This window comes from Psychrobacter sp. I-STPA10 (genome assembly GCF_021012795.1).
Lineage (GTDB): Bacteria > Pseudomonadota > Gammaproteobacteria > Pseudomonadales > Moraxellaceae > Psychrobacter.
In genome coordinates, this window is sequence record NZ_VFYU01000030.1 from 16110 (window position 1) to 30636 (window position 14527).

4 protein-coding genes are annotated in these 14527 nt (G+C 42.6%); all 4 read right to left on the bottom strand.

What is annotated here, in order from left to right:
• Positions 1-4 precede the first annotated feature (4 nt).
• A complete protein-coding gene (locus tag FHK89_RS13980; RefSeq protein ID WP_230661534.1) occupies positions 5-6403 on the bottom strand; it encodes a DNA repair ATPase in 6399 nt (2132 codons plus the stop codon).
• Between the two features lie 338 nt (positions 6404-6741).
• Positions 6742-8793, bottom strand: a complete 2052-nt coding sequence (locus FHK89_RS13985; RefSeq protein WP_230661536.1) for a flotillin family protein — start codon at positions 8791-8793, stop codon at positions 6742-6744.
• A 137-nt stretch (positions 8794-8930) separates the two neighbouring features.
• On the bottom strand, positions 8931-9632 hold the full coding sequence (locus FHK89_RS13990; protein WP_230661537.1) for an OB-fold-containig protein: 702 nt from the start codon (positions 9630-9632) through the stop codon (positions 8931-8933).
• A gap of 347 nt (positions 9633-9979) precedes the next feature.
• A partial coding sequence (locus tag FHK89_RS13995) for an Ig-like domain-containing protein (protein ID WP_230661540.1) occupies positions 9980-14527 on the bottom strand: 4548 nt, incomplete at its 5' end.

The following is a 14527-nucleotide window of genomic DNA, read 5'->3' on the forward strand; positions in this document are numbered from 1 at the left end:
GATACTACTCAAATTCATCCATAATTTGATTGAGCCGAGTAAGGCAATTCACAATCAGTTTACCTGATTGCTCAGTACTGGCATCTATACGCATTTTTGTATCTAATTTATCCTCAAGTAGAGCTACTAACGGCTGCATGGCTTGGCGTAACGCTTCTGACATCAATACAGCTTGTTGATTCATGGCTTGTTGACTGGTATCCGATGCTTGTGTTAAGTGTTGATTGTCATTGTGATTCACATGACTCTCATCATTGCCCGTATTATCAGTATTGCCACTTTCATTCTCTAGCACATTTGCCAGATTTTTGTGAGATAAACCCGCATCTAACTTTTGCGCCAACTGCTCAACGGCACTGATTAATTTTAGCATTAACTGCTTTTGTAGTTGCTGTTGTTGCTTATTAGATACGTCAGCAAGCTGTTGATCATGTTGGTACAACTTCGCCAATTGGCTGATGCTTTTTTCAAAGCCTGTATCAATACTATTAGCGATGTTGTCAGCAATGCCACCACTCACAGTTTGCGCATTGTTGGCAAGGGTGGTCAAATGACTGCCAATATGAGCATTGATATGATTGGCAAAACCATCGAGTAGCATTTTTTGGGCTTCAAATTGCGCTTGCTGCTGATCCTCTTGCTGCCGAGCAATGTACTCAGGATCATTTAGGGTTAAATATTTATCAAATTGACTGTTGATGCTGTTAAAGCCATTTGCCATATCGACAAGCTGAGCAACAATACGTCCACCCACATCGGTATCATCACCACCCATGGCTTTATTACGCAAAAAGTCCGCTTTAATCTGCGCCCAACGCTGCGCCTGCGCTTCAGTTAGCTCACCACGCATCTCAGCCAATTTAAGCAAATTACTCTCCGCCCCCGAGGTCAGCAATTGTGACTCACCAAGATAGTGATCATCAATGAGCTGATTTAGCTCTTCCTCGTTCATCACTGCTGAGAGTTTTTCGGTCATCTTATTCATATTACGATAACTGCCTTGCAGCTTAAATATCGGCTCAACTCGATATTTATCATCTTGTGAGGCAGAGGCAATATATGCCTGATTCACATCAAGAATTACTTCTTGAATGGTGAACATATGACGCAAGATGGCAATCATCTCATTAATCTCAGAGGCACTATAGGGGTAGGATAACTCACTACTTTGTGCCTGTATGATGCTGGGGTCATCACTTTTTGCCATTTTAATCAGACGATGCACATCTGCCAAATCACGGTTAGCAAGCGGGGCAAGTACCGCATTTGAGGTGAGGGCATTTTCGATATAGCTTAAGGCAAATACCTCTTCCATACCGCTCATGATATCACCTAGGTTATAGATATCAGCACGGTTAGCAAGCATATCAGGTACTTTAAACGCCTCGCCACTTTCGGTATAAGGGTTACCTGCCATCACCACACAAAACTTTTTACCACGCATGTCATAAGTTTTGGTTTTGCCCTGCCAAACGCCATCAATACGGCGGGTGCCGTCACCTAATGAGATGAATTTTTGTAAAAATTCGGCATGGGTATGCTGAATGTCATCAAGATATAACATGACGTTGTTACCCATCTCAAAGGCAAGGTTAATTTTTTTTAGCTCTTCTCTGGCAGTGGCATTGGGGGCTTTTTCAGGGTCAAGCGAGGTAACCTCATGCCCAAGTGAGGGGCAGTTTATCTTCATAAAAATCAGCCCCAAACGGTTTGCCACATATTCCATCAAGGTGGTTTTACCGTAACCCGGGGGGGATATCATCATCAAGATACCCATCAAATCACTGCGTTTGTCATCACCCACTGTACCCATTTGTTTGGCAAGATTATCGCCAATGAGTGGCAAATAACTTTCATTAATCAGACGGTTACGCACAAATGACGACAATGGACGTGGCTTAAACTCTTCAAGATGCAAGTCTTGTTTTGCTGAATGTAAAATCTCTGAGCGTAATGATAAATAGCGTTTGTAAGCAGGAATGATATGGGTATCATGATGATGCAGACGACTTAAAAAGTCATCAACGGCAAAGGTCAAGCTTTGCTGATGGATACGCTCATGCTCACCAAGCAGATTATCCACTTGAATCTCAAGCGATACTTTGCCTGTAGTACGCTCAAAGTCATCGACTTGATTGAGTGGATTGTTGATACTACTCAGTGATGCGCTTGATGACAAAGCTGAAACAGAAGTTGCTGATAGCGAGCCTGCACCCGTTCCAATGCCAGCCCCACTGCCCCGTTTGGCAAAACGTGCGCCTGAATCAAGCAGACGTTGCACCAGTGCTTCTCGTCCTGCGTCATTTAGCTTGGTAAGCATCATGGCAATTGCTTCCGGCACATAATGGCGACCAATCTGCAATTGCTGTTGCCTTAACGCCTCTTCTGCCTCGTTTTGTGCTATCTGTTCTTCAGTTAATGGCTCATTGCTGTCTGTAGAGGTTGATGTAGGCGATGCTGTGTCTGTATCTATAGAATTTGCATAAGTCTTGTCAAGTAAGGCATAAAACCATGTCGCCAATAGCTCATAGGCAGATTTGGGCTGAAAACTGAGCTTATTTGCCGAGGTTTGTAATTGTTCAAAACTGGCTTTGTGTTGCCCACCCTCTGTACCACTTTGTAAAGAGCTAAGAGAGACGCTATTTAGTGTCTGTTGTAGTTGTTCAAATAACTGTTGTGCTTTTTGACTGGTCTGCCAATGCAATTTGCTTTGTGGGGTATCCGCTTGCCCCATAACACTGACTAAATATTCACTGGCAAGCTGAACATAGCTTAGGTTAAAAATACTATTGTCTATAATTGGATTGCTATTTGGGCTTTGGTTTTGATTGCTTTGGCTATCAACATCACTGCTAAAGGTTTCCCTGCCCGCATCTGCAACACTATCCAAAGCTGTATCTGCGCCTTGTGTTTGCTGCCTGCGGTGCTTGCTACTACTATGACTGTTATTGTTGTCATGATAAGCTTGGACAAAATCTGCCATCACTTGCGTCATGTCGTCAACAAGCAACGCTTTGGCAGTATCACTCCCTAAGCTGCGACGTAACTGCTCGGCGGTAATGGCTCGGTCACTCCAGTTATTAATACGATTTAGTACCGATTCATCAAGCCAATCATCATAGCCAAACTGAGCCAAACTTTGTAATCCCAACCCTTGCGTGGTCAATGCTTGTACCAGTTTTAATTGCCAATAAAAAACCTGCGCCAACGCCCGCACTTGTGGGGTATAAATCAGTAATCCTGCCTCTCGCAAGGTGGGTAGTATTTGCATTAACAATTGGGTGGCATCATGGTCATGAATCCCCTTTTCATAACCCATCTGATAGCGGGGGGTGGCATAATCTTTCACCAACTTGGCAAGTGGGCTATTAGGGTCAATCTCGCCTGTGCTATCAATGCTCAGTAGACTTTCATCATAGGCTTGATATAGACGCGCTTCGCTCAACCCATCTTTGCCGTTTTTGGCACTGTCAATAATGCTATACGCCAAATACTCTGCCCGATAGACTTCTTTTGACTCCGAAGCGATATTCATGTCCCAATAAGGACGCAAAGCATTTAAGGCAGGATTATCCAGCACTTGATAATAATCCGTTCCCGTCAGATGCAGATTCAGCACTCGTCTACCATCGGCTTGCTGACGAGCCAATAAGGTCAAATCAAGCGGCTGAGTATTGACCGAAAAACGGTGCTTACCCAGCTTGATGACCTGCCCGCCGTCCTCAAACAAATCAGACTTATCTTTTAGGCTTTTATAACTTTCAATCTGAATCGCTTTTAGGCGTGCATCAATGTCATCTGCCTTAACGCTAAAGCCCATCTGCTGTAGCTCTTTGGCAATTTGACGCACTTTTTGCACCAAACCATCAGATGCAAAATAAGTATTTAACCCATCTTCATCTTTAAACCCAGTCACCCCTGTGCTTTGGGTGCGTTTTTTGATGCTCTCCAGCATTCTGATTGCACCATCACCCAGATTTTGCGCCTTACGGTTACGGGCATCAAGCAATTGTTGCTTGTGGTTTTCAAAGGTTTCGTAAATCTCTTCACGCTTGCTGATGATATCGGCTAAAAACTGGTCACCTGCATTGGTTTCTGGGTCAGCAAACTGGCTTTCAAGCTCTTCTAACTGCACCAGCAGTTTTGCCATTTGCTCATCTGATTTTTCAGGGGTATTGGCAATGGACAACGCATTGGCAATTGATTGGCTAAATAACTTAAACTGTGCCCCAAACTGTGCCACCGCCTCGGCAGAACCCAAGTTTTTGCGTTTGTGGTTAAGTTTGGCTTTACTTTGATTAAGCTGGGAATAAATGGCGGAAATATCATCAATGATTTGCGTACGTACGGTGGCATCAGCTACATCTAATGTGCCCAGTAGCTCGGTAAGCAAATCTAAGCCCTGAGCGGTGTTGTCAATGCGCTCTAGAACTGGGGTTAGCTCAGCGTTGGTTTCGGCGGTCTGCAAACGCTCGCTAATATCTTCCAATATTTCATCGTAGCTCGATAACGCCTCATCACCACTTAAATACGTGACCGTCTGCTCGGCAAGCTCGGTTTCTACCTTATCCACTTGCGCTTGCAAGGCTTGTAATTTTTCGACATCTAAATAGCGCAAATTCTCAAGACTAACCAATCGCCCTTTTTGCCGTCTTAATGCTGATAACTGCTGTACATAATCACTGGCAGACTCAAAGGTAGTCACTCGTATATCACGCAAAATGTCATTTTGTTCTGCTTCTGCTTCTGCCAATGCGCTCTGGGTTTGCTTTTGAATACTTTGCACTTTGGCAAATTCATCAATCACCAATTCAGCGGTGGCAGTGACTTCACGAATACTATCGGCAATTTCAGTCAACTCAGGCTCAGCCAACCAATAATAACTGTCAAATAAACGACTGGTATTATCAGCAAGCTCTTCATAGAGTTTTTGCGACACACTTTGATTGTCAATCAGACGGGTGATGCCATATAAATCAGAAATCCCCCGTACCAACTCTTTATTGCCAATTTTGCCATAAAAACTGGTACTCTCTGGCAATTCACTGACATACTCAGGCGATGCATAGGGGGTGTGCCAAATCTGCATTGGGTGAATACGAGACGGCTCACTTTGGGCATTAAACAGCACCAAGCGTCCATTGTCCGCCAATGCCATACCATTACAATAAATGGGATTTGCTAACTGTTTTTTGATTAAATTATAGGCAAATAATCCAGTGACCCCCATCGCCACATCATAAAATAAAAACAACACATCTTCACCGTTTGGTGAGACGATTTTACGTTTGAATTTTAAATTTTTTGCACCTGCATTTTGCTTATCAAACAGCTTGTATTCACCTGTTTGCAGATAATAGCCACCAGGGAAGATGATGCCGTGGTCTTCGGGCAATTGTACACACGACTGCCCAATGGCATCTAAACGCAATACCGTCTCAGTCAAGGTGTTATAAACAAAGTAGCGATAACTCTCTTCTCGATACGGCAAAATCTTAAGCAAAATAAGACTGCCGACTTTGGCATAAGCAATCTCGGCATCGGTCAATGATTGGGTGCGGTCATTAACAGGCTCACTATAAATACCCAGTCCCGACTCGGTGTTGTCCTCAATCTTGATGGTCAAATCACCGCCAAGCGTCTCCACAAACAGCGTATCAAGGATATTCATGTGTGGGTGTTTGCCATTGACCATCTGCTCACGCGTGGTATCCACCCAGTCAAAATCATAGGCAGGGGGCAGCTCAATATCTCGCTCACCCCGATTATCTATATAAGCAACTTGTGCCGACTCTGGCACGTTATCACTAAAGTCTAAGGCAAAACGAAACACCCGAATATCACTGATGCGCTCACCAATCTGAAACGCTATAAGTAACTTGCTGTCCTTAACAGTAAGCTGAATCAGCCGAGTTTGCTTGTAGTAGCGATACAGCTCATTAAAATCCTGCACAAAACCTGACTGATCTAAAAAAGTCCCTGTTAAATCCACCTCTTCTAGGTGGTATTCTTCTTCACTGCCCGACGCATTCGACGGCTCTTTGAGTCGATACAATGACAACACATCTTTGATGTTAGTGACTCGTTTTAGCCCCATAAACACGTTATAGCCAAACAGCAGATAGTCACCCACCTGCACCATGTCTTGAGCAACACAGTTGTACTCAGTGCGGATACGAGTACGTGCGATGACCTGCATCTGAGTACTGCCAAACTCAGCCAAACGCGCGCTATTGAGCTTTGCAGTCAAATCCTCTAAACGACTACCTTGCTCAATCAGACGCTTTTTTATTAGCTCATACGCATTGCCCGAAGCAACGGCTTGGTTGGCATTTTGATTGGCATCATCTGCTTGGCTATTTTTTGTGGTATTTGATTTGTTTGAGTTTTGCGTATCCGCCATTGTGTTTCGTCCATTGTCGGCACTAAAATTTGGATTTTAAAGTGTGAGGCACTGATAGGAAAAAAATAGACTAATAAAATAAAGAGATAAATAATAATAAATATTGTTTTACTAAATTTTGATGTAAATACAAATCATCAGCATCAATCTAACTGACTGAGTTCACTTTGCCTTATAACTTAAAAGCTTAATAACTTAACAGCTTAATAGCTTATAAAACAGCCTAAATTCTCTTCCAAAGTTCAAAGTTTCAATCTTAAACTTCATAGTTCAATATATGGAGGAGAATTTAGGGTTTTTATAAAACTAGCGACAAAATTAATGATTAACCAAAATGACTATTCACTTGTGTCGCTGACATCACTTTTAGCCGATTGAGTTGTCGCAGTAGTTTTGTTTTGACTGTTCTGATTGCTCAATTGCTTTGCCATCATGGTATTGATAATACCACTTAGGGTATCAGATTTACCCGCTAAGCCATCAATGGCTTTACCGATAGACAATGACTTAGCAAAGTTATCAAAGAAGTGCTCTTCACCACCAACAATATCAATTTTGGCTTTGGCAAGTGCAGTTGCCAATACTTCAGCATTTTCTTTGGCAATCTCTTTACCTGCTTCAATTGACGCCATCGCTTCTTGCAACGCAGTCTCAAGTCCCATACGGAACTCTTCATGCTCACGAGCATCTTTACTCATGCTACCCATGGCATTGAATTTCTCCACCAGACCATCGGCTTCAGCTTTAAAGTGCTCACGAGTAACTTCGGCTTTGGCAAGTCCCACTTCACGTTCTGCTTTGGCATTGGACTGACCACGAGCAGCGATGACTTCGGCATCGGCTAAGCCCACTTCACGATCTGCTTGTGCTTTGGATGCACCACGAGCAGCAATCACTTCGGCATCTGCCAAACCAATCTCACGATCTGCTTGTGCTTGCGCTTGACCAGTGGCTTTAACCACATTGGCTTTTGCTAGTCCCTCTTTTTCTAAAGACACCGCTTTGGCTTCTTGAATCGCAGCTTCAGCAAAGCCATGTGCGGACTCTTCTGCCTTAATACCTTCTGCCAACTTGATTTTGGCTTCCGCTTGTTTGGTGGCAGCTTCTAGATTGGCAGCTCCCATGGTGGTAATTTCAACCGCTTTATGTTTGGCGGCAAGCTCTTCAGCCTCTGCCTTTTTGACTTGTCTGACTTTAGATTCTTCCGCTTCGGCTTCTGCTGCCAATACTCGAGTTTGCTTGGCACGATCAGCTTCACTGACTTCACGTACCTCTTTGATACGCTCTTCTTCTTGTGCCACGGTTTTATCGACAGCGATACGCTCACGAATCACATTGGCAATCTCTTTTTTCTCAAGCTCAATGGCACGTTCAGCTTCAATTTTTTGCAAGTCAACTTCACGCTCACGTGAGACAATCTCTAAATCTCTTGCTCGGGTGACTTTTTCTTGCTCAATCACCACTGCACGTAAGCGGTTTTGTTCAGCAACTTCAATTTCACGTTGCTGATTTTCACGCTGCACTTCTAAGTCCTGCTCCACCATGATAACGGCTGTTTCAGACTTTTTACGCTCTTCTTCTTCAATCTTACGGGTTTCCGCCGTCTCACGCGCAATCACCGACGCAATTTCACGTTTCTGACGGGCTTCGGCATCCGCCTGTTGACGCTCAAGCTCAAGCATCGCTTCAACGGTTTCGACATTTTTCTTTTTCACCGCCAGCTCTTCATCACGCTCAAGCTCATTGGTGATAACATTTTGAGTTGCGGTTAATTGAGTGATTTTTCTGATACCTTCGGCATCCAAGATATTACTTGAATCCAAAGAAGTTTTAGGAGTCTGCTCTAGATAATCAATGGCGACATCTTCTAACACATAACCATTTAAATCATTACCAATCTCTTGCACAATTTTGTCACGAAATTCACTACGATTTTCAAATAATTTGACAAAATCAATCTGCTTACCCACTGTTTTTAATGCTTCAGAGAACTTAGCATTAAACAGCTCATTCACCGCCCCTTTATCTGACGCTCTATCTACGCCCACCGCTTTGGCGACTTTAAGCACATCTTCTTCGGTCTCATTGACGCGCAAATAAAATGCCACTGTAATATCGGCACGCATATTATCGGCACAAATTAGTCCTTCTTTACCACGTCTATCCACCTCTAGGGTGATCAACGAGATTTTCATTAATTCTTTTTTATTGATAACTGGCCATACAAAGCCACCATCAAAGCGTACAGCAATTTTATTAACCCCGTTAATAATCAGCGCAGTACCCTGCTCTACCTTATAATAAAAGGCTTTGAGCATTAACAACAGCACCATCATAACGATAAATACCAGTACAACTACTGCTATAAATAAAAATATTCCACCAGGCATGTTCACTCCTTTAATTAAAAACTGCAAACTTTACTTATAATAACCAGGTTTATAATTACGTGGCTTATAATACATGCATTAAGTTTTTAACAGTTTTTAAATTAATTTATTAACTTATTTAAGTTGAATTTATTGTATTAAAGTATCTGATTACTTTTTATCGACTCTTTTGCTGGTGCCACTCGATAAGCATTCGCATCCTGTAAATATTCTATCAATACCACCGCATCTCCTTGTTTTAATGGTTGCGTATCCTCATCAAATTGCCGAATTTTAAGTATCAATCCTGCACCACCGTCACTAAGCTCGGCTTCACCATGTTTATCAGTAACCGTTAATGTGCGTACTGTTGCTATTTTACCAATGTTGCTGGCAGCATTGCGCTTAGGGATTTTAGCAATATTTTTGCGAATAGGGGAAATAATAATGCCCGTTAACCACATAGATACCACCAATACTAAGATAAATGCCCCTGTACCAAACGCATAGTATAAAGGCCCTGAGCTAAGCCACTGATGCAAAAAACTGGTATATATATAACTCAGTACCCACCCAATCAAACTAATCAGGGTTAAGATAACAATCAATGGAACGCCATAAAGCCCAAACTTTAGCAAAAGTCCCGTAAATAATCCTGTTGAGGAAACATCTCCCCCTGTATCTCCCCCCACATCAGCACCCAAGTCTGCATTGATATCACCAATATCAATGGTATCCATGTCTGCCATACCGATGAGAGATACCACCCAATATAAAGTGACAAACAACACCAGCCCCGTAAAAATAATGGTGGGATATAAACTGATATTATTGATAAATAATAAAAACTCTTCTTGCATCACACACCCTTTCCTTTAGCCATTGAGCCATCCATATCTACTTATAATCACTGAGTTAAACCAATTATTGGTTCAGCCATTTTACTGATATTTGGCAAATTTGTATGACATGACTTTATCAATATTGTGGCAAATAATACAATTTTTATTGCGTGTTGTCGTGTTTCTTAGATTAACACAGCAAGCATAGGGTTACGTAATATTATTTTTTAACTCATTATCAACCTTTTTAGCAAAAAAATAGCCTATCCATTAAGGACAGGCTATTTTCTACATTTCACTTTAGCTTGGCAACCTATCTATTACTCAAGTAATCAACTAGTAAGCCATATCAAGCAATATCAATACTAGATAATGGTATCAATATCTGTATCAATATAAAGCTTGATACCTGTACCATCTTGATACAAATCATAACCTGACTGATCAGATACAGCATTTTGGGTAAAGCCTGATAAATTCACTTTATCCGCTTGGTTTGTCTTCGTCTCAGTAGCAGCATCACCATTAACAAACAACGTATTACTCTCATCTGTCATATTCACAACATCCGATGCTGATAATACGATGCTTTCTGCTTTACTATCTGTGATATCAATGACTTCAACGTTATTAATGTCATTACTTAGATCATTAAAGTTTAACAATGAATCAAAGTTATTAATAACTAATGTATCTTCTCCTGCACCAGCATCAACCTGTGGCGCAGAAAAATCAAAGAGTAATATGTCATCACTACCATTTTCTGACGTATCACTACTATCCTCAGAATTTACAGCAGACCTGAATAATCTTCCTGACGTTGAAGCATGAGTAATCTCTAAGGTAATGGTGTTATTAGCAGAAACATCACCATCGTTATCTTCTACTGTATAAGTCACAACTTCTGTATAACTATTATTATTTGTATTAGGGATATACGAATAATCACCTGTTAGAAAATTCAGCGACATTTGTCCATCATGATCTGTCGTTATATTTATGACCTCGTCTTCAGGATTAAAAGTATAACTGCCAACGGTTGCATCAGCAACTTGTGTAACAGTATTGTTATCTTTATTATAAGAATAAACATCGCCATCAATCTCAATGCTTGTAATTGCACCGCCATCAGCACCAATGCCAAAGTTATCTGCATCTAGATTACCTTTGATGAGATTAGACTTAACTGGAATTGATTTGACCGAGTCATTAAGAATTGGCTTAATATCGTTTTTGCTACTCACAATATATGCGTCTTCATCAGTATCAATTACTGTATTACCACTTGCATCGATTGCAAGTTGATGCAATATAGGTGTGGCATCTCCCCCTACTTCTGTAAATTTAGGATTCCCTATTTCCTCCATACCAATAGCATAAGACTTGATATGATTATCAATCATCATTTGTTTCCAAAGACCTATCGTACTTTCTGACACTGCACTCGTCGGATTCCCATCACTAATAAAATAGGATACTGTTTTTGTATTAAGTCCTGTTAGCATACTACTTTTATTAGCATTAAAAGTATCAACAGTAGTTTGAATTGCTGCTTCGTAGTTTGTCAGACCATTTGCAAACATAGCGTTGATTTTATTGATTGCCGTACTCGCATTAACCCATATTCCTTCAATATATGCACCACTACTAAACTCTATTAACTGAATTTTAACTGGTCCAAATGCAGAGTAATCTTCAATAACTTTAATAACGGACTCTTGTAGTACTGCTAAACGTGTTTTACCTCCTTGCTTTCTATTCATAGTGTTAGAAACATCTAAAGTAAACATGAGATTTGTTTGTGTTGCTGGAATGATGACTTCCTGCTCACCTGATTGTGCTTGTGGAACATCATCCTCTACAGTAACAGTAAATGTATGCTCTGCTGGATTCATACCTCCATCATTTATTGTTGCTTTAAAATTCAACAACAAACTATCTTCACCAGCAGCAAGATGATCAATTGGTCCTAATAGTGTTGCTGTATAGGTAGCTTCATAACTACCTGCTGTACCTGAGACACCATCTATTTTAATACTAGCAATATCTCTATTACCATCTGCGTCTGTAATACTACCCTTCAAAGTTCTTGTGGTACTGTCCCAATTCCATGTTATGGCATGACCATTGGATGTATAGCTACCATTATCAAGCCCCAATACGATAGATAGAGCAGAAGCAGGTGTATCGGCATCTGTAAAACTAATTTTTCCTGTAGCCGTTCGTACATCTAGTGTATCGTCACTCTCTTGTATACCATCAAAAGGTGCAGGAGGGGTATCCGATGTAGAAAGCACTTCTTCAGATAAAGTCACTGAGGTGATGCTTTGAATTTTTGGATCATTTGATATTGCTGGTTCATTGTCTTCAATGGTCACTGTACCCGTGGCTTCGGTGTTACTGGTGACACCACTGGTCACCACACCTTTAACCGTAAACTGCTCGGTGTTTTCAAAGATGGCATCGTCTATGGTGGCGATGGTCACCTCTTTACTGACTTCGCCTGCTGGTATGGTCACGCTTGTGGTGACGGCAGTGAAATCACCTGCTTCTGCTGTGCCTGTGACGGTGGTGATGTCAATTACGGTCGGCACGCTGCTCGCATGATCTAGGCTGACCGTTACGGTTGCGTCTTCACCTTCGGCAACAGTGACATCACTGATGCTGACGATTGGTGCATCTTCAACCGCTGCGACTTTAATGATGACATGACCTTCATCCACCAAACCTGTGTCATCTTTAACATCATAGGTAAATTTACCTATGGCATCTGTGCCGTTATATTGATCAGGGGCAGTATAGTTAAGATGCGTTAACTCATCGCTACTTAATACGTCACCTACTTGTACAATCGTACCATCTGCTTTACTGATGCTACCTAAGATGGGTAGTTGGGTTACGGTGATGCTCAGTTGATCTGCTGCTGTGTCTGGATCAATAGGCGCAAGTAAGCCAAGGGCAGTACTTGTGCCTTCATCAAGCTCAATCATGTTGTCATCAGCAATGGGTGCATCGGCAACTGGGGTGATCTTAATGTTCAGTTCAGCGGTGGCGGTTAATCCTATTTCATCTACGATGGTGTAGTGAATACTAGGTACGTCACCATGGTAGTTCTCAGCCGCGACAAAGCGGTAACTGCCATCAGCATTGATGGTAATTTTACCTTCTGCAATAGTGGCGGTTTCTCCTGCAATATGGGTAATGCCATCAGCGGTTGTAAATTGGGTAACGCTGATTGTTTCACCTTCAGGATCACTGTCGTTATCCAATACATTGCCTGTCACTGCGATGCCGCTGTCTTCTTCTCCACTACCTTGGTCATTTGTTGCTACTGGGGGTTTATTTGCGACCACATGGGCAATGACGGTGGCACTATCGGTATCGCCATTACTGTCTTTGATGGTGTAAGTAATGCTGGCGTCACCTGTGAATCCAGTTACTGGGGTAAAGGTTAGGGTACCATCACTATTGATCACGACACTGCCTTGTGCTGCTGGAACACTGGCATCGGTAATGATGAGCGTGTCTCCTTCTGGATGATTGTCATTTGTTAATACGTCAATGACAACTGCGTCTCCTTCTGGGGTGCTAATGGCATCATCTACAGCGTCAGGATGTCCATCCACTGTGATGGTTAATGTTGCTGTGTCACTTAAACTACCATCACTGATGGTGTATGTGACTGGTGCTACCTCTCCTGCAAAGCCTGCTGCTGGGGTAAAGGTGTAGCTACCATCGGCTTTAATGCTCAGTTCACCTTCTGTTAAGCTTGCGGTTTCTCCGGCTTGATAGTTAACACCTGCTACACTAAATTGACTGACTGTCAGTGGGTCATTTTCTGGGTCACTGTCTGTGCCATCCGTTGGGTCGGCATCGCTGATGACGTTACCACTGACGGCGGTGTCTTGTTCGGTCACTGTGCTGTTATTTTCTGCGGTTGGTGCGCTGTTGGCAGGGGCACCAACGGTAACGTTGATGCTCGCAGGTTGTGATACTTCTCCTGCTTTGTCACTGACCACATAGTCCACTGGTGTTGGTGTACCGCTAAAGTTTGCTTCTGGGGTAAAGGTAATACTACCATCTGCATTCACTTTCCATGTGCCTTCATTGGCAACGACCACTTCGTCTACTAGAGTACCCGCATTGGTAGGGTCAATCAATTTCACACTGCTTGGCTCGATGTTGTCTTCAGGGTCACTGTCGTTACTTAGCACGTCAATGGTCACTGGGGTGTTGTAAGGCGTTTGGGCATCGTCATCAGTGGTAATTGGTGCATCTTCTACTGGGGTAACGGTGATTTTTAGTTCTGATGGGTCTTCGCCACCTTTGTCATCTTGTGCAACATAGCGGATAGACGGTACTTCTCCGGTAAAGTTCTCTGCGGATACAAAGGTGTAGTCGCCATTGGCATTGATGGTAAACTCACCAATGGGTTTGCCTGTGTTGTCAGTGATTGTCGTCGCATCTCCTAATACAATCGCATCAAGGTCGCCATCACCATCTATGTCCACTTGCGCTTCTTTAACGCTCAGTGGGTCATTTTCTGGGTCAGTGTCATTACTTAGCACGTTGCCATTTGCGATGCTGTCTTCTACGATTTCTTTGCTGTCATTAGTGGCAATTGGTGCATCGTTTGGCTTGACGATCACACTGATTTGTGCTGGGGCTGATTGCACACCTGCGCTGTCACTGATGACATAGTCAATTGGTGTTGGGGCGCCACTAAAGCCTGACTCTGGGGTAAAGGTCACTTCCCCTTTGGGATTTACGCTCCAAGTACCTTCGTCGGTGACATCGACACGCACGACTTCTTTACCCGTAACTGGGTCAATCAGCTTCACGCTCGCTGGGTTAAGGTTACCATCAATATCGCTGTCGTTTTGGGCAACGTCAATCACAACTGGGGTATCAAA